Annotated in this window: 18 protein-coding genes; 3 read left to right on the forward strand and 15 right to left on the reverse strand. The window is 46.8% G+C overall.

Annotation, left to right across the window (positions count from 1 at the left end):
• Nucleotides 1–25: 25 nt before the first annotated feature.
• From G632_RS0116175 to ftsH, 4 genes are all read right to left on the reverse strand, one after another.
• Complete coding sequence (locus G632_RS0116175) at nucleotides 26–730, reverse strand: hypothetical protein (protein ID WP_022770527.1); 705 nt, start codon at nucleotides 728–730, stop codon at nucleotides 26–28.
• A gap of 26 nt (nucleotides 731–756) precedes the next feature.
• The gene (locus G632_RS0116180) at nucleotides 757–1,206 is read right to left on the reverse strand and encodes a hypothetical protein (RefSeq protein WP_155828913.1); all 450 of its coding nucleotides are present in this window, start codon (nucleotides 1,204–1,206) and stop codon (nucleotides 757–759) included.
• A gap of 41 nt (nucleotides 1,207–1,247) precedes the next feature.
• On the reverse strand, nucleotides 1,248–2,102 hold the full coding sequence (locus G632_RS0116185; RefSeq protein ID WP_155828914.1) for a hypothetical protein: 855 nt from the start codon (nucleotides 2,100–2,102) through the stop codon (nucleotides 1,248–1,250).
• 116 nt (nucleotides 2,103–2,218) lie between these two features.
• Nucleotides 2,219–4,447, reverse strand: coding sequence for an ATP-dependent zinc metalloprotease FtsH (ftsH, locus tag G632_RS0116190; RefSeq protein WP_022770531.1), 2,229 nt, complete (start codon nucleotides 4,445–4,447; stop codon nucleotides 2,219–2,221).
• Between the two features lie 109 nt (nucleotides 4,448–4,556).
• Between ftsH and G632_RS0116195 the strand changes: the two genes are divergently transcribed.
• Nucleotides 4,557–6,167, forward strand: a complete 1,611-nt coding sequence (locus tag G632_RS0116195; protein ID WP_022770533.1) for a CTP synthase — start codon at nucleotides 4,557–4,559, stop codon at nucleotides 6,165–6,167.
• Nucleotides 6,168–6,209: 42 nt separating this feature from the next.
• Here the strand turns inward: G632_RS0116195 and G632_RS0116200 are convergent, their stop codons facing one another.
• The 7 genes from G632_RS0116200 to G632_RS0116230 all read right to left on the reverse strand — a co-directional run bounded on the left by G632_RS0116200 (nucleotide 6,210) and on the right by G632_RS0116230 (nucleotide 15,515).
• Nucleotides 6,210–7,001, reverse strand: coding sequence for a DUF7402 domain-containing protein (locus G632_RS0116200; protein ID WP_022770534.1), 792 nt, complete (start codon nucleotides 6,999–7,001; stop codon nucleotides 6,210–6,212).
• Complete coding sequence (locus G632_RS0116205) at nucleotides 6,998–9,040, reverse strand: DUF2264 domain-containing protein (RefSeq protein ID WP_022770536.1); 2,043 nt, start codon at nucleotides 9,038–9,040, stop codon at nucleotides 6,998–7,000. The genes G632_RS0116200 and G632_RS0116205 overlap by 4 nt, the downstream gene beginning before the upstream one ends.
• Before the next feature lie 18 nt (nucleotides 9,041–9,058).
• Nucleotides 9,059–10,198, reverse strand: a complete 1,140-nt coding sequence (locus tag G632_RS0116210) for a glycoside hydrolase family 88 protein (RefSeq protein WP_022770537.1) — start codon at nucleotides 10,196–10,198, stop codon at nucleotides 9,059–9,061.
• 22 nt (nucleotides 10,199–10,220) lie between these two features.
• Nucleotides 10,221–12,149, reverse strand: a complete 1,929-nt coding sequence (locus G632_RS0116215; protein ID WP_022770539.1) for a heparinase II/III domain-containing protein — start codon at nucleotides 12,147–12,149, stop codon at nucleotides 10,221–10,223.
• Between the two features lie 4 nt (nucleotides 12,150–12,153).
• A complete protein-coding gene (locus G632_RS0116220; protein WP_022770540.1) occupies nucleotides 12,154–12,990 on the reverse strand; it encodes a carbohydrate ABC transporter permease in 837 nt (278 codons plus the stop codon).
• Nucleotides 12,991–13,006: 16 nt separating this feature from the next.
• Nucleotides 13,007–13,930: a carbohydrate ABC transporter permease gene (locus tag G632_RS0116225; RefSeq protein WP_022770542.1), complete on the reverse strand. Its 924-nt coding sequence runs from the start codon at nucleotides 13,928–13,930 to the stop codon at nucleotides 13,007–13,009.
• A gap of 205 nt (nucleotides 13,931–14,135) precedes the next feature.
• On the reverse strand, nucleotides 14,136–15,515 hold the full coding sequence (locus G632_RS0116230) for an ABC transporter substrate-binding protein (protein ID WP_022770543.1): 1,380 nt from the start codon (nucleotides 15,513–15,515) through the stop codon (nucleotides 14,136–14,138).
• Nucleotides 15,516–15,737: 222 nt separating this feature from the next.
• Here G632_RS0116230 and G632_RS0116235 point away from each other — a divergent pair, with 222 nt between their 5' ends.
• Complete coding sequence (locus G632_RS0116235; RefSeq protein WP_022770545.1) at nucleotides 15,738–17,438, forward strand: sensor histidine kinase; 1,701 nt, start codon at nucleotides 15,738–15,740, stop codon at nucleotides 17,436–17,438.
• Nucleotides 17,439–17,462: 24 nt separating this feature from the next.
• Entirely contained in the window at nucleotides 17,463–18,755 is a 1,293-nt protein-coding gene (locus tag G632_RS0116240; RefSeq protein ID WP_022770546.1) for a response regulator, read from the forward strand.
• A 96-nt stretch (nucleotides 18,756–18,851) separates the two neighbouring features.
• Here the strand turns inward: G632_RS0116240 and G632_RS0116245 are convergent, their stop codons facing one another.
• The 4 genes from G632_RS0116245 to rsmI form a co-directional block, all read right to left on the reverse strand.
• Nucleotides 18,852–19,904, reverse strand: coding sequence for an acyltransferase (locus G632_RS0116245; protein ID WP_022770548.1), 1,053 nt, complete (start codon nucleotides 19,902–19,904; stop codon nucleotides 18,852–18,854).
• 112 nt (nucleotides 19,905–20,016) lie between these two features.
• Nucleotides 20,017–21,630, reverse strand: coding sequence for a phosphoenolpyruvate carboxykinase (ATP) (pckA, locus tag G632_RS0116250; protein ID WP_022770549.1), 1,614 nt, complete (start codon nucleotides 21,628–21,630; stop codon nucleotides 20,017–20,019).
• Between the two features lie 188 nt (nucleotides 21,631–21,818).
• Nucleotides 21,819–23,156, reverse strand: coding sequence for a glycoside hydrolase family 27 protein (locus G632_RS0116255; protein WP_022770550.1), 1,338 nt, complete (start codon nucleotides 23,154–23,156; stop codon nucleotides 21,819–21,821).
• 2 nt (nucleotides 23,157–23,158) lie between these two features.
• Nucleotides 23,159–24,022 (reverse strand): 16S rRNA (cytidine(1402)-2'-O)-methyltransferase, encoded by an 864-nt coding sequence (gene rsmI, locus G632_RS0116260; protein WP_022770552.1) that lies wholly within the window; start codon nucleotides 24,020–24,022, stop codon nucleotides 23,159–23,161.
• Between the last annotated feature and the right edge of the window lie 3 nt (nucleotides 24,023–24,025).

Genomic DNA, 24,025 nt, shown 5'->3' on the forward strand with positions numbered 1-24,025 from the left:
CGTTTATCTCTCATGAACAGCCTCCTTATGGATTGTGCGTTCGATATTCTCCGTTTATATCACATTCGCATACCGGTATTCCTGGTCTGTATTCCCAAATCATTTTGCATAACTCATCAATATCGTCATCAAGCATGTTGAAAACAACAACCTGCTCAAGGCCATCAATATTCTTTAGTATTCCTAAACTCTCTTTTGAGATTCCACTGCCATAATCGAAATATATTGAAGCTACAGACGCCTTTAAATTAACATCTTCTGTGTAGACTTCCTCCGGAAGATCCATCTTGTATAATTCTATGGTTTCAACTTTTCCGGATTGCAGGTCTTTCAAAGCATCATTCTGATCCAGCACGTAGGAATCAGGTGCCTTGTTACCAAACGCAAGTAATGATGTCAATTGTTTTCGATTTCCACTCACAGCTATAATTGAGATATCGGAATCACCAAAGTATCCCGGATTCTCATCAATGAACAGGTTGGTGGCATCAACCACCTCGCTCAGTTCTCTATATCCGTCTACATTCACACACTGAATACGCAGTTGTATTGTACCGTCTTTCTCACTGTAGCTCTCAACTGAAAGATTCTTTTTACTCTTCAAATCCAGCGTGTTTACCCATTCTTCATAAGAGGTGTCAATGGAATTGCTTGAGAATCCACATCCAACGAAAAGAATACATATACAAACTGTAGCTAGCAATATTATTGCTTCAATTCTTTTTTTCATAGCATTTATCTCACTTATGCACTAGCTTAGTAATTTACGTCTTCTTCATATCTGGACCACGCACTTTTCATTTGCTTCCAATCCATTTTTGTAACCGTATCTTCACCATTTTCCACATTTGACATTATCATCTCGAACTCATCAAAGCTTTCATTAGTAATTTGTGCTATCCATAATGGACGCTCTACTTCATGAAAACCATGCTCTTTTGCATAGGTAGCATTACCAGTGAGTACTACCACATCATTGCCTCTGACATCACTCACAAAGAATGCCAAGCCATCTGAAAATGCCCGAAACGCAACTGTAAAACAACCATTTGTGTCTTTTAAGTTAACAGTTTTCTCGTAACAAATAATGCCGCCTCGACCGATGTCTGTTTTTCGGAAGCCATCTACGGGAGTATAACGCCATATATCTGCTTTTTTCCCTTTTTTTTCGATATTGAATATTTCACCTTTATACTCTGTAAGCATTACTTTCCACCGTTGCTTTTTCAAATACATGTTCACTCATTTTAGTCGCCGCCTAAGATATCTGATTTAATGCTTCTTTTTTCAATTCGTACTTTATCTATTTTGGCTGTCTCTTCCGGAGACAGATCTTTATATGTACCATCATAAAAATTATGGGTAAAACTTATCGGACAGCTATCATACAAGGATGGATCAGTTTCTTTTTTCATATGATCGTTTATCATTACATTACTCAAATGCTCAGATACAGCAATCACCTCAAAAAGATAACCATAGAGCGATACGTACATAGTGCACTTGTAAATATCATCAAATTCTTTGGCATTTAGTTGTGTCCGATACTTACATCTGCCCTTATAGCGAGTTTTTTTAGATTGTTTACATATTGGCACGGCTGAATGTATAACAACCTGCTTATCTCCTTTTAAAGTTACATCATAGCAGTTCCCTTCATACAGTCCTTCGTGATAAACACCCCATCCGGAAAAAGTTGATTCTTTCGAAAATTCTTTTGCGTTATATTCTTCCACTATTACGCCGACGAGTCTTTCTGCTTCCTTCTGTCTCATGTCTTTGACATGATTTATCATGCAGTCAACCGCCTCTTTAACTGCATCTTCTGCATCTTGGCTTTGCAGCCTCTTTTCCCCGAACACGGATTGAAGCTTGAAGAAATAGCTGTTATGTATTACCGGCTGTTTTTTCCACTCAACATTTGCGATTAGGTTTTCACCAAGGAAAATGTCAAAGCTTTTCATAAACAGTTCATGCTCATAGTTTGTATCACAGACACTTAAGCATTCATTACACAGGCAGATATATCCGCTTGATGCATCAATACTATATTGGTTATTGCATTTATTACAGGATACCAACATCTCTCTTCTCCAATTCATCATGTCCTCTGAATTTATTAAATTTTTATAAATAAATCGTATTATATTTGATTTATCCACTTATTGCAACACATTAAAAAAGGCCATGGAAAAAGTCCATGGCCTAAAATCATGTCTTAGTCTTTCTTATCAAAGTCCTCAGGAACGCGGGAGAAAAGTCCCTGGTTCTGAGTGGGCTGAGGCACTTCCTGTTCTGAAGACTCTTCTGTGACAGGGGTATCTGTATCTACTTCACGGAAGTCCTGAACCTGTGGCTCGGAAGCCGGTGTCTGCTCCGGTTCACTTACTACCGGGTTCTCAACAGGCTGCTCGGGAGCAGGCTCTTCTTTCTTAGGCTTTTTAACAGGAACATCCTCACCAACCTTAGCTGATTCAGCTCTTGTGGCGTAGATTCTTCCTTCCTTAGCCTTCTCCTGCTCTTCCTCTGTGGGTTCAGGAATGTTCTCAACCTCGCGGTAGATCTTCATGAACTCCTTACCTGTAATGGTCTCTTTCTCAATAAGGAACTGAGCAATCTTGTCCATTGCATCGAGGTGCTCGCTGATGATCTTCTTAGCCTTGGCGTAGCACTCTGCAAGGAGCTTCTGAACCTCGGCATCAACCTCAGCAGCTGTCTGATCGGAACAGTTAAGGACTCTGTTTCCGTCCAGGTATCTGTTCTGGATTGACTCAAGCTGCATAAGTCCGAACTTGTCGCTCATACCGAACATGGTGATCATGCTGCGCGCCATGCTGGTAGCTTTTTCTATATCGTTCTCAGCACCGGTGGTTACCGTATTAAAGATAACTTCCTCTGCTGCTCGTCCGCCGAGGCTGACGATGATGTCATCTATGATCTCGTCCTTGGTCTGAAGGAATTTCTCATCCTCAGGAACCTGCATTACATATCCGAGAGCTCCCATGGTTCTTGGAACAATGGTGATCTTCTGTACGGGTTCTGTGTTCTTTTGAACCGCGCTGATAAGCGCATGTCCAACCTCGTGATAGGATACGATCTTTCGCTCTGCCTTACTGAGGATTCGGTCCTTCTTCTCTTTTCCTACAAGAACCTGCTCAACGGCTTCCATAAGATCCTGCTGGCATACATACTCTCTGTGTGCCTTGACTGCATTGATGGCTGCCTCATTGATCATGTTGGCAAGGTCGGATCCTACAGCTCCGCTGGTTGCAAGTGCGATGGCCTTAAGATCAACGGTCTCATCCATCTTAACATCCTTGGAGTGAACCTTGAGGATCTCCTCACGTCCCTTAAGGTCAGGCTTATCAACGATGATTCGTCTGTCAAAACGTCCCGGACGCAAAAGAGCTTTATCCAGGATCTCAGGTCTGTTGGTAGCGCCAAGGATAAGTACACCCTTGGAAGAATCGAAACCATCCATCTCTGAAAGGAGCTGGTTAAGAGTCTGCTCTCTCTCCTCATTGCCTCCGCCGTACTTGCTGTCACGGCTTCTACCGATGGCATCGATCTCATCTATGAAAATGATACATGGTGCATTCTTACTTGCTTCGCTGAAAAGATCTCTAACCCTGCTGGCACCTACGCCGACATAGAGCTCGATGAAGTCCGAACCTGCCAGTGAGAAGAAAGGTACATGTGCTTCTCCGGCAACAGCCTTGGCAAGAAGTGTCTTACCTGTTCCGGGAGGGCCTACAAGCAGAGCGCCCTTGGGGAGCTTAGCTCCGATCTTGGCGTACTTACTTGGGTTATGGAGGAAATCTACGACTTCCACCAAAGACTCTTTTGCCTCATCCTCACCTGCTACATCCTTGAATGTAACTCCGGTCTCCTTCTGTACATAGACCTTGGCATTGCTCTTACCTACGCTAAGTGGTCCGCCGCCTCTGCCCATTCTCTTGAAGATGATGGAGAGAAGGAGCCACATAAGAAGAATCGGCGCTATATAATAAAGAAGAAACGTAAGTATAGCACCTGAGCTGTCGGGAACTTCGCTTGATACCTCAACTCCCGCATCCAGCATTCTCTGGGTAAGGACGCTGTCCTCTTCTGCCTTGCCTGTGTAATAAGTCACTGTGGTATAGCCTGTGAGGGAATAGCCAAAGCCGAGCTGGTCTTCTGCCTTGGTTTCCTTGGGATAGATGTTGATGCGATCTTCCTCGATCACGATCTTCTCTATCTCGCCGGCCTCTACCTTCTGAATGAATTCCGAATAGGTAACTTCACTGTTGGTGTTCTCTGAAAATGCTCTGAGAAAGTATGTCATGCAGAACATTGTTACCAGTGCTGCTACAAGTAGCAGTATGAGGTTCTGTCTTCTCGGAGAATTATTGCCACCCCCTCCGAGAGGGTTGTTATTTCCATTTCTTTGATTTTGATTATTGTCCATATATTTTCCTACTTCCTTAAATGTCCGTTCATGCTATAATAAAAAGGATGTTTTAACTATAACATAGAATTATATCGTGTACAATCGATTAAATCAAGGGGAGGCGAAAATGGCAGTAAAATACATCTTTGTGACAGGTGGTGTTGTATCAGGTCTAGGGAAAGGAATCACTGCTGCGTCGCTGGGACGTCTACTTAAGGCCCGCGGCTACAAAGTTACAATGCAGAAGTTTGATCCATATATTAATATCGACCCGGGTACAATGAACCCCGTACAGCACGGAGAGGTATTCGTTACCGAAGACGGAACAGAGACAGACCTTGACCTTGGTCACTATGAGAGATTCATCGACGAGAACCTGGACAAGAACTCAAACGTCACAACCGGTAAGATCTACTGGTCAGTTCTTCAGAAGGAGCGTCGCGGTGATTACGGCGGAAGGACCGTTCAGGTAATCCCTCACATCACCAATGAGATCAAGAGCAAGTTCTACCGCAACTTTACAGATGATGAGACACGTATCGCCATCATCGAGGTTGGAGGAACCGTGGGAGATATCGAGTCACAGCCGTTCCTTGAGGCCATCAGACAGTTCCAGCACGAGGTAGGACACGACAATGCAATGCTCATCCTTGTTTCTCTCATTCCTTACCTTCGCTGCTCACAGGAGATCAAGACCAAGCCCACACAGTCAGCTGTTAAGACTATGCAGGGAATGGGACTTCAGCCCGACGTTATCGTCTGCAGAAGTGAGCTGGAGCTGGATATCGAGACCAAGGAGAAGATAGCTCTTTTCTGTAATGTTCCATCAAGCCATGTTCTCAACAACCTTGACCTTGAATACTTATATGAAGCACCACTTGCCATGGAAAAAGAGCATCTGGCTCAGGTTGCATGTGAGTGCTTGAACCTTGAATGTCCCGAGCCCGACCTTACAGACTGGAAGGCAATGGTTGACACTCTCTACTCCCTTAAGCACGAGACAAGGGTTGCCCTTGTTGGTAAATATACTCAGCTCCACGACGCTTACATCAGCGTTGTTGAGGCACTTAAGCACGGCGGTATTTCCAATCAGACAGCAGTTGACATCAAGTGGGTTGATTCAGAGGAAGTTACCGAGGACAATGTTGCAGAAATCCTCTCAGATGTTGACGGACTTATTGTTCCCGGCGGATTCGGCGATCGTGGTATCGAAGGTATGATCACCTCCATCAAGTATGCGAGAGAGAACAACCTTCCGTTCCTTGGACTTTGTCTTGGAATGCAGCTGGCTATCGTTGAGTTTGCAAGAAACGTTGTCGGATATACAGATGCTCACTCAATTGAGTTTGATCCAAACACCCAGCATCCTATGATAGCTCTTTTACCTGATCAGAACGGTGTTGAGGATATCGGCGGAACTCTCCGTCTTGGTTCATACCCTTGCGTTCTTGATAAGGACTCCAAGGCTTACGAGCTCTTCGGCGATGAGAACATCACTGAGCGTCACCGTCACAGATATGAGGTTAACAACGACTACAGAAACGTGCTGGTTCAGAACGGAATGAAGCTCTGCGGAATGTCACCGGATGGCAGGATTGTTGAGATGATCGAACTTCCAAGCAATGACTTCCACATGGCAACTCAGGCACATCCTGAGCTTAAGAGCAGGCCTAACAGGCCACATCCGCTGTTCTCCGGATTTATTAAGGCTTCACTGGCGCATGAGAATAAGAGATAAAAATTATAAAGGCTTTCCTCTTGGCGGAGGAAAGCCTTATTTTTACTTGGATTCCGTGCCGTAGACTTCGATCTGGGTCAGCGCCGGGAAGGGGCTTGGGTCGTCTGCTTTGATCAAGTTGCCAAGCTTGAGGGATTCGATTCCCTTTCTGGTTATGTTGAATATATGTGGCTCCTGTACTTTCTTGTCCATTTTTATGGTTTCGCTGCTGCCGTCAGAGAAGGTAAAGGTTCCTTGTATCCACCAGTTGTCATGCGGGAAATCCGCTCTTGTGTACAGGACGATCTTGTCGATATCTACCTTTCTTCCGAAGTCCAGCGTGATCTCTGCATCGTCCTGCCTGTTGATGCCCCAGGATTCGTATGGCCACTCACCATGGGAAAGGGTTGCCTTGCATCCGTCTATTGCGTTACGTGCTGCAAACACGGCTTCGCCTCTGGTCTCAACGTTGGCGCTGGCGTGCGGATAAACTCCTGATACTTCATGCTGGTCAAAGGGATTAAGCGCCAGGTTTCTGTAGGCTTTGATCTCGTATTCTTCTGCCTTCCTGATGGTGACTATGTGCCTGTTTCCGAAGAAGGAAAGGGGATTGTAGCTTGTCTTTTTCTCATAGAAGGGCACAGTGAAGAGAACTGTTTCCTCCTTTATCAGTACCAGCGCCGGGTCGATGGTGGCATCCACCTTCACCACATAGAACTCTCCCGGAGTTATTCCGGAGAACTCGATGATATCGCCTTTCCTGTATTCTCCATCCCAGGCCAGAATCACTTCTGCCTCGCATTCCGCTTCTGCTTTCGGGACATGGTCCCAGTCATTGTATATGCTAATCTTCATACTGAAAATCTCCCTTCGATGCCGTAGAAGTCGATCACTCTTGTTTCGCCGCTCTTTAGGTGGATTGTAACGGGGCCGTAGCCGCCGCAGTTCTGGGGATCGGTGTATTCCACTTTCTCTATAGGAAAGATCTCGTCCTCGGTGAAGTCCTCCAGAGACTCCTTGGTGATGACCTGGGAGATCAGGAAGTAGGGTTCGTACCCGTACTGCTTCTGCCTGGAAGTCTTGGCGTACATGACGATGGACTTCTTGCTGTCGGGGTTTGTGCCCTCAGAGTCTATGCGCTCAATGCTGCTCCAGCCGTCGAATATGGTGAAGGCCATCTGCTTCTCTTTGCCGGTGTGGTCATGGCCCTTAAGGACTGCTGCCCTGGCTCCGTTCTTCTCAAGAAATGTGACATCTGTGCCGTTATCCGGGAAGCCGAAGGCGCCGAGCGTTACTTCAAGTGGCCTTCTGTACATGCGGATCTTGTCGGCCCTGATGATTCCGTAGGGAACGGCAAAGTCCGCCAGGTCGATAGCTGTGCGCCAGTGGCACTCGGTCTCCATCTCGTAGTCAAAGAACTGCCTCCTGTAGAGGACCTCGTCCTTCTCTCCCGCCCAGTAAGTGACATTTCCGCGAAGCGCCATGTCTTCGTCGGTGTAACGAACCACGTACTGCTGGGACTCAACCGCTCTATCCACGGTAGCTTCCCATGGGAATTTAGAATTAAAGACAAGCTTGGAGTAATTGTTCATGCCATGCTCATCATCTTTGTGCTTAACAATCTTGCCGGTGCGGAGCTCCGTAATGCCGTTGGCCTGATGGTTTGCCATGCAAAGCCCCGGTCCGTCAAGGGTCCAGACCTTAGTTTCCTTATCCTTAAGCTCATCCCAGATTCCGCCATTCTCCCTGGCAGTCCAAAACGGATGATCCTCAGGCAAGTGCAGGCACAAGAGAGCCTTCGCCAGCCAGAAGGGTGACTCTGCGCAGGAGTATCCCTGAAGAAGCGGTGAGAACGGACCGTAGAACCCAAGCGTCGGAACGCCCTCCCACAGGAAGTCATCCCTTGTGAAGAACTGAAGTAGCGACCCTGAGCAGATGCGTCTTGCAAGTCCCGGATCCACCGTAGGATTCTTCATCATAAGATTTCCGTCAATGGCGCTGGTAGCTGCGTTTCTGTAGATTCCGCTCCTGCCCCACATATTTGTAAAACCGTCCCTGTCGAAGAAATAGGGATAGGTCTTCATAAGTTCATTGGAATTCTCCTCAAACCTCGCTGCGATGTAAGGCTCTTTTTCATAGCCATACCAGTTGTTCCAGATGGCTGTGTACATGTTGAAAGCCCAGCATGAGTAGTAGTCAAAAGAGTGCCCGTCGCGATACCAGCCATCTCCAACATAATAATGAAGTATGTTCTGGGCGTGGTCTCTCATGATGTCCTCGTCGATCTCATACCCGTTCATGTAGAGGAAAGCAAGGTCCAACATGTTAAAGAGCCTCCAGTTCTGAGGCACAGTATTGGCATGGGCAAAGTCCGACAGAAATGCTGCGATCCTGTCCTTCTCCTCCTTGCTGTACTTATCCCAAATCTCCTCCGCAGACATCCACAGGCAGATGACTAGCGCCGCCGTCTCCACGGTCTGCTGATATGCAGCAAACAGATTTCCGCTCTCGTCCGTGCTCTTCATATCCGTGTAGTTCAGGACATAGTTAGGCTCCCCGGGCGTCACAGCGCACAGAACCTGCTTTGCATAGTAGTCCCTGACGTTTATCCCGTTCAGCTCAAGCTCCGGCTTAATATGCACAAGTGGCGCAGCTATGAAAAAAGATCTCGCCAGCCCCTCAAAGATCTCGGCCTTAAAGCGCCACTGCGGATGATCCGGCTGAGGATATGTGATCTCTCTCTCATACCTCGGCATGACTACCGGATCCTCAATTGACTTAAGATTATTAAAGACGCCGGACAAAAGATATTCTGCCGCCTCTATCCAGCTCTCTCTGGTAAGCCCCGTGTAAGGGCTGAGTTCAAAGTCTGTATGTGTAGGTTTAAATACCATCTTCTCTCCCCCCGGGCCTTAGAAAATCCTAAGTGCCTTATCTGCCAGCTTCATAAGCGCTTCTATAAAGTAGTAATCACCATAGATGATGGACATGTTGTGGCCATCGCCGTGATAATCAACCGCGCAGTTATTAAGAAGATTGTCTGTATCCGTGCCCCAGCTTACGCGCTTTTCATCAAGTGTCCTAAGGAGCCTGAGCGCAGCATCCAAATACTTATCTGCCTCGCCATCATCATCAAGCCCCCTGGCCAGCTCGATAAGACCTGAAGCTGTGATGGCTGCTGCCGTGGAATCCTCAAGGTCCACGTCCTTCGGCTGTCTGTAGTCGATGGGCACCAGATAGCTCTCCGGCATTTCAGAGAGCACATAGTCAGCAATCTTCGCCGAAGTCTCCAGATATTTCTTTTCCCCTGTATAAAGAGCTGACAGCGCAAAGCCGTAGATTCCCCAGCTCTGGCCTCTTGTCCAGGATGAGCCCACAGCGTATCCCTGACCGCCCAGGGTCTCAGTCACCTTGCCCGTGAATGGATCAAAGACAACGATGTGGTTAACCGATCCGTCCTCTCTGACAAATTCCTTCATGGCAGTATCCGCGTGAGCTACAGCTATCATCTTGAATCTCGGGTCCGTTGTCTCCTCGCTCGCCCAGTAAAGGAGCGGAAGGTTCATCATGCAGTCGATTATCGCATAGCCCCTTCTGTCCACGTTGTCCCAGTTGTTCCAGGCTCTGATGAAGTTCCCGGCAAGGTTGAATCTGCCGGCCATGTTATTTGCAGCCAGCATCGCCCTGTTCAGGGACTCCTTGTTCTTTTCCTGTTTGTATCTGATAACGGAAGTCGGCAGCCACTTAAAGCCGTTGTCGTGATCCAGCCCGTCAGTGTTCATAAGGTTCTTATCGAGCTTGTCCTCGACGCCTATGGCCTCCTGCCTGAACATCTCGTTTCCGGTCAGCGCAAAAAGCTGCCACATCTCGCCGCCCCAAAAGCCGTTGGTCCACCAGCATGGGTCCGAGACGCTCTTATCGTCAAACCTGCCATTTTCTGTGGTGTAGGGGATCTTGTCCCTATTTCTTTCTGTAACCACTGTCATTTTATCTTCTATCTTCTTAAGGGTCTCAAGGACCCATGCACTCTCATTTTCTGTCAGCGCTCTCATACCGATTCTCCTTCTCTTTTCTCTAACTTATCTTAAGACTTATCCTGCCGGCGCTCATCTTTATCAGCACCCTGTAAACCTCATGCTTCCAGGAAATCTTCAGTCTCTCGTCGGTGATGGGATAGGTCTGGATTTCAACGACCTCACCTCCGGTAAGAACTGCCTCTCCAAGATCTCCAATTCTGATGCATGTTTCTCCCGAAGTACCAACATTTACCTCGGGCCTTTCGTACGTCATCAGGGTCAAAAGAGCTGTCGCACTCCCTTCATACTCATCCAAAACCTCAACACCGCTCCCTTTTTTGTGGGTAATGGTCCTGAAATATCTGCGGACCTCATCGCTCTTATAAGCTCCGGCGATGTCCATTGAAAGCGAACTTGCTCCGGTTTTTGAATCCCCTTCAAGTGCAGCTAAGACGCCTTTTGCGCCAAACTCTTTTCCGTCTTTTTGCAGAATAATGCCATCATTATAGTAATCCCCGGCTGCGTCAAATCCTAGGCTGGCGATTTTTACTTCAGTATCATTTTTTATAAAGGTAGGCACGTTGTGGAACTGCGACTGCATAGTCCAGATCTCATAGCGCCTGTCGGAAAACGTCTCTCTGGTATAGGTCCCGACTCCAAGGTCGATGATAAGTGGGTTTCCTCCCTTATAGATGGTAAACGAACCCACGTCGTTGTGATTGTGGCTGTCGGCATTGTCCCCAGCCTTGGCTGCACAGATGTAAGTCTCATCCCTGCTGACCATGAGCCCCGTGCTCTCAAAGAATGAATCCCCGCAGAGCGTCTCACTCTCCGGGTACTCTGTCATCTCTTCATAGCTAAGTGCCTGAAGCACATGGTAAAAGAGATTTATCTCTCCCGTAAGTATCCTGTCGCCATCATCAGCCTTCCTGAAATCAGCAGCTGCAAAGGAAGCCAGCACTTCATCTCCGCAAAGCTTACCAAACAAGAATTCTCTTGAAGTTCTTCTTGCGCCAACAGCTGCGCAGTCCGCGAAGTTTATGTATATGTTGTCCGTTACATTCATCTTTACGATGAAATTTGCGATGTTCTTTATTAGCGGCTCTTTAAATATCTGATCAAAGCCGGTTCCCTTAAGCACATCACTCATCAGGTACAGCGCCCCGAACAGGCACAGACCTGCGTGGGAGTAATAGGATGCTCCCTCGTTACAGCATCCGTCATCGCCGTACTCATCAAGAAAGAAGTCCAGAGATATGGCCGATCTCTCGAGGTAGTCCGTAAGCTCTTTTTCCTGAAAATATCCTTCCGCCCTTGTGAGTGCGCAGATGAGCACGTTCTGAATTATCCAGGGCGTCCAGTTGCACATGGGCTGCTCGCCGTCTCCCATCCACCAGAAGTGCTCGGTTTCATAGGGCGTAAAGATCCTCTCTTTCAGGGCGCTTTCTATAACTTCGCTGATATCAGAGCTCTTTTCCCTAAAGACAGGGCGAAGCAGATACTCAGCAAATGCCAAAAGGGCGCCGGTCTCTGCGGCGAAAAGGTCGATTATCGGATGAAGGACGTCGGGCATTTCCTGCTGCTTCTCATCCCTGATATGTGAGTTGTGGGCAGGAAGACACCAGGAAGATTCTGAGAGAATAAGGTATATTCCGTCAAGGATATCCTCGCAGAAATTCCCCTTGTTCTCTGCAAGCTCCGCCATTACAAGGCTGCAGAGTTTTCTTCTTCTGGAAAAATACAGTTCCTCAAACCTTACTCTGTTTCCGTTTTTTGAAAACTCCAGATAGTCGGACAAAAGGATCACGGACCAGGGCTCTTTGTTAGCTCTTTTACCATCTTCTATGAGCATGTCCTTAAGATGCGCCGGGAGCCCTTCGTACTCCTTCCTGTCACTGATGTCAGGACACAAAGAAAACGCGCACAGTGAGCGCGTTTCCTTAAAGTAGTCGTATACGAGGTGTCTATGTGAAATCTCTTTTGCCATCTGATCATCCCTTTACTGCACCGGTTGTAATGCCGGCAACGAAGTACTTCTGAAGTGAAATAAACACAATAAATACCGGTATTAATGATAACACAGATGCTGCCATAATAAGACCATATTCGGCAGAGTACTGCGAAATAAACATCTTCAGTCCGATCTGCAATGTCTTCTTGGACTCGGTGGTCAGATAGATGAGTGGTCCAAGGAAGTCGTTCCAGGTGTTAACGAAGGTAAAGATGATCAGTGTTGACAGCGCAGGCTTTGAGAGCGGAAGCATGATCTTGGCGTAGATCTCGTACTCACTCATTCCGTCGATCCTGGCTGCTTCGCACAGCGAATCCGGGATTCCCTCGTAGAACTGTCTCATGAGGAACACTCCAAAGGCCGAGAAAGCCTGAAGTATGATGATGGCAAGGTGCGTATCTGCAAGGCCGAGGCTTCTCATGAACATGAACTGAGGAACCATGTAAACCTGCCATGGAACTGCGATGGTTGCCACGTATGCCAGGAACAAAAGATCTCTTCCCTTGAATTCCAGCTTGGCAAAGGCGTAGGCTGCAAAGCTCGAGGTAAAGAGCTGGAGCAGTGTGACGATAAGTGTCAGCTTGGCTGTGTTCAATGTGAACTTTGCCAGAGGGATCTTGGTCCAGATATCAATGTAGTTCTGCCATCTGGGCGCCTTGGGGATCCACTCGAAGGGAATTACGAATACGTCCTTGTTAAACTTAAGCGATGCGGAGATCATCCAAAGGAAAGGCACAAGCATCATAAGTGCCAGGAGGATCAGCAGCGCATAGATTATGATATTTCCTATTATGCGATTGTTCTTTTTGCTCTTCACTTTTGATTCCTCCCCGTCAGTCGTTAGCGTAATTCTTCTCACCCCTGAACTGGATGAGTGTAACAACAAGAACTATGGCAAAGAGCACCAGTGCTGATGCAGAAGCTCTTCCCAGCTTCCAGTTTCTGAAAGCTTCCTCGTAGATGTAGTAAACAAGAACGATGGCGCTCTTATTGACAACACCGTTGGAGCCTCCTGCCAGCATATAAACAATGTCATATACCTTGAAGCAGTTGATAGTAAGCATGATTGTTACAAAGAAAGTGGTGGGCTTGAGCTGCGGAACAGTGATGTGCAAAAACTTCTGCCATGCATTTGCTCCGTCCAGGGAAGCGGCTTCATAAAGGTCTTCGCTGATTCCCTGAAGTCCCGCCAGATAAATGACCATATAGTAACCCATGTTCTTCCATACGGAGAACATGATAATTGTCAACATTACCGTACTTGATGATGCAGCCCACTTAAGAGGCTGAGCATGAAATACGTTCATAAGAAGCTGATTCACGATTCCGCCCTTGGCCGGTGTAAAGAGCATGTTCCATACAGCAGCAACGGCAACCAGTGAAGCAACATATGGGAAGAAGGCAACGGTTCTGAAAAAGCTCTTTCCCTTGATCTTCTGATTGAGAAGAATAGCCAGTGCCAGCGCCATTACAAGAGTTACGGGCACTGTGAATATACTGTAGATGATCGTATTCTTTAAGGCAGATGTGAATCTGTCGTCTGCAAATATCTGCGTGAAGTTGCTAAGACCCACAAACTTCATCGCATTACTTCCGTCCCACTCAGCAAAAGACATGAGCAGGGCCAGGATTATAGGTCCAAGGGTAAATACTGCAAACCCTATAAAGTTCGGTGCGATAAATGAATAGGCCACCAGATTTCTTTTCCTCTGGCGTCTCTTCATATTCTGTTCCATTGCAGTAAGTTCTGCAGCCATGTGTGTTTCCTCATTTTCCTTCGATTCAGTTTCAGCTTGGTGAGTCACTGGGGACGTTTCAGATTGACTCATTTTGTGAAGCAAAATGAGTCAATCTGAAACGTCCCCAGTGACTCACCAATGCCTTTTTCCTAAAAAGAGCACTTGAATTAGGGCTTTCCTGAAATTCAAGTGCTCCTTCTTTTTGGTATCTGATTATAATTTATTACTGAGCAAGAACTGCCTGAACACCTTCGTTCATTGCAGCGATACCATCATCAACGCTTACTTCCTCATTCATGATAAGGTCGTGCTGCTCGTTGAGAACTGTCTCGATCTCAGATGACTTGTCGTTTGCAGGCATCTCAAGATATGTGTGGCTTGTGATAAGAGCTTCCTTGGAAGCATCGTCTGTTGGGAAGCCGTCCATAGATGCGATGATGTCAACGATTGTCTTGTTGGTCATAGCAGGGATGTTACCTGTAGAAGCCATAACCTCTGCACCCTCAGCGCCGCTTACGAACTTAACGAAATCCCAAGCTGCATCCTTATTAGGAGCTGATGTAGGAACTGCAAGAGCTGTGATTGTTGAAAGAGTTGAACCGGGCTCAACACCGTCAGCGTGAGGATACTTAACAATACCCCAGTTTGTGCAGTCTGTGTACTCACCGTCTTTGATCTTCTGGATAAGAGTTGCGATGAACCATGATCCCATGTTCATTGTAGCTACGTTACCCTGAGCAAATGCTGCTGAGTAGTGAAGTCCCTGTGTCTTAAGTGTTGCATAATCCATGCAGACACCGTCTTTCTGCTGATTAAGAACCATCTCGTAGTAAGGCTTTGTGAAGTCATACTCGCCATCAACGATGGTGTGCTTGCCATCAAGGATACCATCAAGCTGGATTGTTGATCTCCATGTGTGGTAGTGAGATCCGTAAACCTCAGCACCTGGTGTTGTATCTGTAACGCTTCTTGCAAGCTTGTCGTACTCTTCCCATGTCATGTCGTTTGTAGGGTAAGCAACGCCTGCCTTATCAAAGATGTCCTTGTTATAGAAGAGAACCCAGATATCTGATCTGAAAGGAAGCTCATAGAGGTTTCCGTCGATAGTAACCTGATCTGTTACTCCGTTGTAGAGTGAAAGATCAACGCCGTCTGCTGCGATGCGGTCGTTAAGGGGCTCAAGAACGCCCTTGTTAACCAGTGATACGTAGCCGGGAACGTCCTTAATTGTTACTACGTCGAAGTCTGAACCTGCTCCTGAAAGCTGTGTTCCAAGAACTGTGCTGTAATCTGTTGATCCAAGGTCAACCATCTCGATGGTTACATTTGGATGTGCTGCTGTATAAGCGTCGATAAGTGGCTGATAGTAAACTGTGCTTGATACATCCCAAAGAGCCCACTTAAGTGTTACTGGCTCATCAGATGTAGCTTCCGGTGTCTCAGCTGCTGCCTGTGTATCTGCTGCAGGAGCTGCCTCGGGCTGTGCCTGTGTTTCTGTCTGTGCTGTGTCTGCTGCAGGAGCCTGCTCTGCTGCTCCGCAAGCGGTGATGCTTGCAACGACCATGGTCATAGCAAGTAAAGAGCTAAGAATTCTCTTTTTCATATTAACCTCCCTCTCAAGGTGCCATCACATGACGGCTTGTTTGTTATACACATAGTTTATATTTTGTTAATAATTGAATGAATGTACATTCTTTATTTCTTGTTGTCAAAAAAATGCAATTTTTTTATATAAAATTGTATTTTCTTTATTTCCCCACTGCTCTAATATATACCTATGCATACCAAAAAACACTCTATTCGTAACAAAATCGTGTTATGGGCTGTGGGTTTTGCCCTCATCATAGCTCTGGCAGTTGCCTGTGCAAGCTACGTTCTCTCCGCCAGGTACCTCAGGGAAAACCAGCAGCAGTCTGCGCTCACCAACATCCACGTCCTCGGTGGCGATCTGGATTCCGACATAAATACCGTTATCACCTTCACCAACTGGATATGCCTCGACAGTACCATCGGCAACTATCTCCGCACCGTGGACAGGTCTTATGCCAATGACATTCAGGCCGGCAGGAAGCTCTCAGTCGGCGCCTGGAATCATCTCAATAACGAATTTAATATAGTAGGTGTCAGAAATTCCGTAACAAGGGTCATCATCTCAACTCCCGGCGGAACTCAGTTCCTTCAGTGTGTCTCGGGAGGTAACGATCAGTCCGTCACCGATGTGCCCATGACCATTATGGATACTTCGTTCTTCGATGATCTTATCACTGCTCCCGGCTTTAAGTGGAACGGCTTTTATCCCAATCCCTTAAGTAAAAACGGCAATCCAAAGGTCATCCCCATCATCAGGCCCATCCACAGCTCATCCTCCTCGGCCATCATCGGCTGGGTTTACATGGATATTCCGATCTCTGTCATAACCGATTCGCTAAAGAGCTTTGTGCTGACGGAAGATGATGCACTTTATATCACATTCAGCAAGGGCGTAACTTACAGATATACGGATGAAGGTCTTTTAAAAGAGACTGTTCCTGAAGGCGCGATTTCCTATACCCTCCCGGACTCGGGCTGGACACTGTCCTACCTTCCGTCAAAAGCCGCACTGATAAACAGGATGCGATCCTATCAGCTCATGATCATGGTCATCTTCCTTGTCATTCTCTTTGCAGGCGTGATGCTTAGTTTTTCTCTGCACAGGACCATAACAAGACCTGTTGACCGCCTGATAAGCAGGCTCGATACAATCGGTCAGGGCGACTTCTCACGTGATGAGAAGATCGAGTGGAACAACGAGCTGGGCGAGATCGGCCGTGGCATCAACAACCTCTCCGAGAACGTATCCGATCTTATGAACAAAAGACTTCTCGACGAAAAGGCAAGGCACGACCTGGAATACCAGATACTTCAATCCCAGATCAATCCTCACTTTTTGTACAACACATTAAATACCATCAAGTGGATGGCAACTATCCAGGGGTCGGAGGGCATCGCGGATATGTCGACATCTCTTTCGCGCCTTATGAAGAACATCGCAAAGAGCACTGAGGACCTGATCCCGATCAGCGATGAATTCTCGCTGGTCGATGACTATTTTACCATTATGAAATACCGCTACGGCGGAACCATCGATCTTGAGTACATCACAGATGACGAAGCACTGCTAAAGCAGCACATCAACAGGTTCTCCCTGCAGCCCATAATCGAGAACGCCATCTTCCACGGCATCGAGCCCAAGGGCAGCGCAGGCAGGATCACCATCCACACTTATCGCAAGGACGGCAATGTTATAATAGATGTTACCGACAACGGCGTTGGCATGACATCGGAGGCAATTGCCGAAGTGCTCTCCGGCGCAAGCCAGACCAGCACCGAGTTCTTCAAGCAGATCGGCGTTTACAATGTCAACGAGCGCATCAAATATACTTTCGGCGAGGGCTACGGAATCACGATAGAAAGCGAGCCGGGAGTCTACACCACCATGAGATTTACGCTTCCCTTTATCGCACCACCGGAAGAAAAATATATGTAATAACAAGTTGGAGTTTTAAGATCAATGTACAGATTACTGATTGTAGATGACGAGCCTCTTGTGCAGATAGGCTTAAAGAGTATGCTGGCAAAAGAGCTGGCTGACAAAATAGAAGTAGTGGGAACAGCCTCCAACGGACAGGAGGCCTGGGACATCATCTCGGAAAATCCGCCGGACATCGTTATTGCCGACATCAGAATGCCGGTGATGACAGGGCTTGAGCTTCTGGGTAAGTCCCACAACAAGTACGGCTCAGTTCCTGCCTTTATAATGCTGACTGCCTACGAGGAATTCGAGATGGCAAGGCAGGCCATCGTCTATGACGCCGTGGACTACCTGGTCAAGATAGAGCTCAATCCCAAGACCCTTGCAAGTGCTATAGACAAAGCTATTTTGCGTGTTGACGAAGCACGTCCGTCCGGTGCATCCAAAGAAGCCGGCAGTACAGGCTCTCTTGAGGACCTCAGACAGAAGTTCATGATGAAGCTCTTCAGTCACCTCCTTGGTTCTGAGGAAGCTCTTTTGAGCGAGGCAAGAAGCCTTAATCTTTCTTTTGACTACAACCGCTACATCGTGGTTTATGGCGAGATTTCATCAGATGGCGCTTCGAGCTCAGGGGATGGCTTTACCCCGGAAGCACTTGATATCTACAACTCCAGCATCAGCATGGCAAAAGAGATCATCTCCCGCCATGCACCGTGCCAGATTGTTTCAATTGACCTGCAGCACTTCGCAGTTGTCTTTTCCTTCACTGAGGATACTCCCGTTGCCGGAACCATGGACCTTATAACGGAGGCACTGGAGAATGCCAGGACCATGATAACCAGTTACTTTAAGGCTTCCCTTACCTTTGGTATCGGCTCTGCCGTCTCTACACCCATGGATATCGCAATCTCTTTTGACGAAGCAAAGACTGCACAGCAGCAGGCAGACAGCGCCCAGCCCATTCGTCTCTTCAGTCACATCGTAGGCAGCAACAGGCGCTCGGGCAAGGACAAGCTCATCGGCGCGATCCAGCAGTACATCGACGAGAACCTCGGCGGTAAGCTGCAGCTAAACGAAGTCGCAGAGGTCTTCGGACTCTCACCGGCTTATCTGTCAGTTCTTTTCAAGAAAAATACAGAGACGGGCTTCTCAGAATACGTCTACACCAAGAAGATCGATCGGGCAAAAGAGATGCTCCTCTCCGGTGATATGAAGATCTACGAAGTCGCTGATGCTCTTGGGTTTGAGTCAGCGTACTACTTCTCCAAGGTGTTCAAGAAGGTAGACGGGCATAGCCCCAGAGAATATATTCAGAGTAAGAGTGATATGTGAGTCAGTGGGGACGTTTCAGTTTGACTCATTTTGCTTCACAAAATGAGTCAAACTGAAACGTCCCCACTGACTCACAACTGTCTCCCCAATGTCTTCTTAGATTACCCACTTTTTTAGCACCGGTATGTGACTGATCACAAGTACGATGCAAGCAGAAATCACATAGTCTGCAAATGCAAGTAGCGGAAGCATCAGTAATGGCGTTCCTAATACCGGACTTAATCCAATCTTCCTAAATACAATAAGCCCAAAGTCATGCACCAGATATATTCCGAGATTCATTTTTGAAAGCTTTATTATTACTCTCATAATTTTGCTACCCGGATCCACATCCTTAAATCTGTATTTGAAAAAGACAAATGCTGCCAAGCCAAAAAGAGGCATTCCGGCATTTGTATATTTATGATAGGCGAGCGTCGGATACTGATTGATGATTATTATCGTAGAAACCACTGCAAACATAATCAGCGCTGATGCTATACCAAGGGTGTAGATTATCTTTCTCTGCTTGGGACTCAGCTCCATAGTGCCAAAATAGTATCCCGCAAGATAATAAAGAACATATCCTGAGATGTTAGACAGATCAAACTTCCCCGTTAACCATGTAGTGCTATCTGCAACTGCAGGAATAAGCTGCAGTGTTGGGATCAGATAAGTAAGCAAAAATGACACCAGAAGAAAATATCTCATGGCCTTTCGGTCAGTAGCAACAGGCCTTAGAGCCGGTGTAATTATGTAGAGCCCTGCTATGGTAAAGATATACCACATATGATATCTGCCCGAAAGTGTGTCCTGAAGGAGTTTCTCACCAACGCCTCCCGACAGCGATCTCGAAGTCATGAAGCCACTGGTGATAAGGGCATAGAGAAATGACCAGAAAAAGAAAGCGCAAAGAAGTCTTGGTATATACTTTTTAAAAATATCAGAAGGACTTACCTGTCTTTGCGGGTTCAAAAACAGATATCCGCTGATCATCAGGAAAACCGGAACGCTAAATCTCCCCAGCATATCAAAAACATTTATCACTCCCCAGGGATAGATCCCAAATGGGGCCTCATACCAGCTGATAGTGCCGGTGTGAACAATTATGACACCTAACATGGATGCCACTTTTGCAATATCAAGAAAGCATTCTCTTTTCTTTTCCATCAGAATTCTTTTGAAACTCCTCCCAACAATTATTAATAGTATTATACGAAAAGGCACTACGCCGGAAAAGACGTAGTGCCTCATTTATTTTTTCTATTGAAGAACTTCTAAATTAGAGCTTAGGACCAGCTGCAACAAGTGCCTTACCAGCATCGTTTCCTTCATACTTCTTGAAGTTCTTTGTGAATCTCTCTGCAAGATCCTTAGCCTTAGCTTCCCACTCAGAAGCATCAGCGTATGTATCTCTAGGATCAAGGATTGCAGGATCAACACCGGGAAGTGATGTAGGAACTTCGAAATCGAAGATCGGAATCTTCTTGGTCTCAGCCTTGAGAACGTCGCCGTTAAGGATTGCATCGATTATTCCACGAGTATCCTTGATGGAGATTCTCTTGCCTGTTCCGTTCCAACCTGTATTTACAAGGTAAGCCTTAGCGCCAGACTTCTGCATCTTCTTAACGAGCTCCTCACCGTACTTTGTAGGATGAAGCTCAAGGAATGCCTGACCGAAGCATGCTGAGAATGTAGGTGTAGGCTCTGTGATTCCTCTCTCTGTTCCGGCAAGCTTAGCTGTGAAGCCTGACAGGAAGTAGTACTGTGTCTGCTCAGGTGTCAGGATAGATACTGGAGGAAGTACTCCGAAAGCATCAGCTGACAGGAAGATTACGTTCTGGGCTGCAGGACCTGAAGATGTAGGATGTACGTTAAGAACGATGTTCTTAATGTGGTTGATAGGATAAGATACACGAGTATTCTCTGTAACGCTCTTATCATCAAAGTCGATCTTGCCGTTGCCGTCTACAGTTACGTTCTCAAGAAGAGCATCTCTCTTAATAGCGTTGTAGATATCAGGCTCTGAATCCTTATCAAGACCGATAACCTTAGCATAGCAGCCGCCCTCGAAGTTGAATACTCCGTTGTCGTCCCAGCCGTGCTCGTCATCACCGATAAGAAGTCTCTTAGGATCTGTTGAAAGTGTTGTCTTACCTGTTCCTGAAAGTCCGAAGAAGATTGCTGTGTTCTCACCGTTCATATCTGTGTTAGCTGAGCAGTGCATAGAAGCAATTCCCTTAAGAGGCAGGTAGTAGTTCATCATTGAGAACATACCCTTCTTCATCTCTCCGCCGTACCATGTGTTGATGATAACCTGCTCACGGCTTGTGATGTTGAATGCTACGCATGTCTCTGAGTTAAGGCCAAGTGCCTGGTAGTCGTCAACCTTTGCAAGAGATGCATTGTAAACTACGAAGTCAGGCTCAAAGTTTGCAAGCTCTTCATCTGTAGGAACGATGAACATGTTCTTAATGAAGTGAGCCTGCCAAGCAACCTCAACGATGAAACGAACTGCCATACGAGTATCCTTGTTAGCTCCGCAGAATGCGTCAACAACAAAGAGTCTCTTGTTTGAAAGCTCGTTCTTAGCGATCTCTTTAACCTTAGCCCATGTCTCTTCTGTCATAGGGTGGTTGTCGTTCTTGTACTCGTCTGAAGTCCACCATACAGTGTCCTTGGAGTTCTCATCCATAACGATGTACTTATCTTTAGGAGAACGACCTGTGTAGATACCGGTCATAACGTTTACAGCGCCAAGCTCTGTGTCAACGCCCTTCTCATATCCGGTAAGTTCAGGCTTCATTTCCTCTGTGTAAAGATCATCATATGAAGGATTGTGGACGATCTCTGTAGTACCTGTGATTCCATACTTGGTTAAATCGATGTTTGCCATTTGTTAACCTCTTTTCTTAATAATTTTTGCACGAATAATCATATACCTCACTATATACTGATAATTCGCGGATACACTATTAAATTACGGGGCAAATTGCGCCCACTACTACATTTATACTACAAAGCCAAGCTTTTAACAATGTTTTTAGGGCAAATTTCTATGAAATATGTGTAAATTAGTTAGCATTAGCTACATGGACTGAAAATATCATCCGCCGCGTCTTCCGTCGCTTCAATGGCATAGCACTCAACTGTGTGTGGTGCCATGTCAACGCACTCTTTATCCTTGACGATTCCCTGCATTCCGCTCCAGATATCAACGGCCTTTGCCTCGGTCCCCGAAAGTCCCAGATCTTTAAACTTTATCTTGTGGCTCTGTGTCTTTTCCCCGATGTTAAAGATGGCAAGGAATGTTCTTCCGTCCTTGGCTCTGCTCCTCCAGATAACCAGGTCCTTCTTTCTGTATATTTCCTTTGGCTTACGGCCTTTCTTGTGCATCTCAAGGAGTCTTTCATTGGTTAAAAGAGCTTTCGTAAACTCGTCATTCTCTCTGAGATCGCCGCCAAACATAAGAGGGGATCTGAAGATGCACCAGAGTGTCATAAGGATCTTTTGCTCATCATGTGTTAAGTGTGTGTAGTGGCCTTTCTCGCCGTTCTCGTCATTGCACATGCAGACGCGTCCAAGAGGAAGCATGTCGCAATCAGGCCAGTGCCCCTTGCAACCTACGCCTTCCCACTCGTGGGCTTTCTCGAACATGTCGTAGAGCATCTTCCAGTTATCCCAGAAATCATCCGTCATGCGCCACATGTTGGCATTCTCTAATAAGAAGTCCTTCTGGCTAAGCTTGGCAGGTCCCGGTGAAAGGCTGAGAACCATGGGTCTTCCACACTTCTCAATAGCCTCTTTTATCATGGCAATCTCGGAAAATCCTGCTCCCGGAGCCTCCGGTCCGCAGTCAATCCTTGCGATGTCATCAACCTTGACGTAGTCAACGCCCCACTTCGCGTAGAGCTCAAATATTGAATCATAATAAGCCTGAGCGCCTTCAACCGAGGCGTCAACGCCGTACATATCCGTGTTCCACATGCAGATGGAGTTAGGGATCGCAATATCCCTAGCAGTCTTGTCTGTTCCCAGGATCTTGGTGTTCTGATGAACAGCCTGTCTCGGGATTCCTCTCATGATATGGATTCCGAACTTAAGGCCCATGTCATGTATCTTTTTCGCGATGGGGCCAAAGCCCTTGCCCTTAGCTGCAGAAGGGAATCTGTTCACAGCAGGCACAAGCCTTGAGTACTCATCCATCTCCAGCTCTGTAAATTTGTGATACTGATGAGAATCCGCCGTGGGCTCATACCACTGGATATCGCATATCACGTACTCCCAGCCGTAGTCCTTAAGATTCTCTGCCATGTACTTCGCATTTCCGAGAAGCTGCTCCTCATTTACCGCTGCCCCGTAGCAGTCCCAGCTGTTCCACCCCATGGGCGGTCTTTTTGCAATAATCTCTTTCTCTTCCATGATCAGTCCCCCTCTTCTGTATTAAGCAGTGCCTGATAGATCTCCCTCTTTCCGACACCTCTGTCGGCTGCCACTTTCTTCATGGCGTCTTTGTGGGAGATTCCCTGGTCCTCGTAGTACTTCATGTGATCTTCGATGCTCATCTCCTGCCAGGAAAGTCTCTTTTCCTCGTCCTGCTCTTCGAGGCTCTTTCCCTCTATTACCAGCACATACTCGCCTCTGGGCTCGTTTTCTTTGTAAAAAGAGATTGCCTCGGCAATAGTGGTTGGTCGAACTTCTTCATATTTCTTGGTGAGCTCTCTGCAGATGGAGATGCGCCTGTCGCCAAGCGTCTCATACAGGTCATCCAGCGCAGCCTTTAAGTGATGCGGTGCTTCGTAGATGATCATTGTCCTGCTCTCATCCTTGAGGTCCTCAAGGATTCTTTTTCTGCCTTTTTTATCTTCAGTTGCTGAGGGCAGAAATCCCTCAAAACAAAATCTTCTGGTCGGAAGTCCCGACAGCGTCAGCGCTGTTATGCACGCAGCCGGTCCCGGTAGTGATGTGACAGTTATGCCTGCCTTGTGGCACTCGGCAACAAGAACCTCCCCCGGATCCGAAATGGCGGGCGTTCCTGCATCGGTAATAAGCGCAACATCGATTCCTTCCTGCATCTTCTGGATCAGGTACTGCGCTTTGTCGTACTTATTATATTCGTGATAGCTGGTCATCTCGGTGTGAATATCGAAATGATTCAGGAGCTTTATGCTGTTCCTGGTGTCCTCCGCAGCAATAAGGTCGACACTCTTTAAGGTCTCCAGAACCCTGAAAGTCATGTCATCCAGATTTCCGATGGGGGTAGCACATAGATAAAGTTTACCTGCCATTTT

The organism is Butyrivibrio sp. NC2007, assembly GCF_000421405.1.
Lineage (GTDB): Bacteria > Bacillota > Clostridia > Lachnospirales > Lachnospiraceae > Butyrivibrio.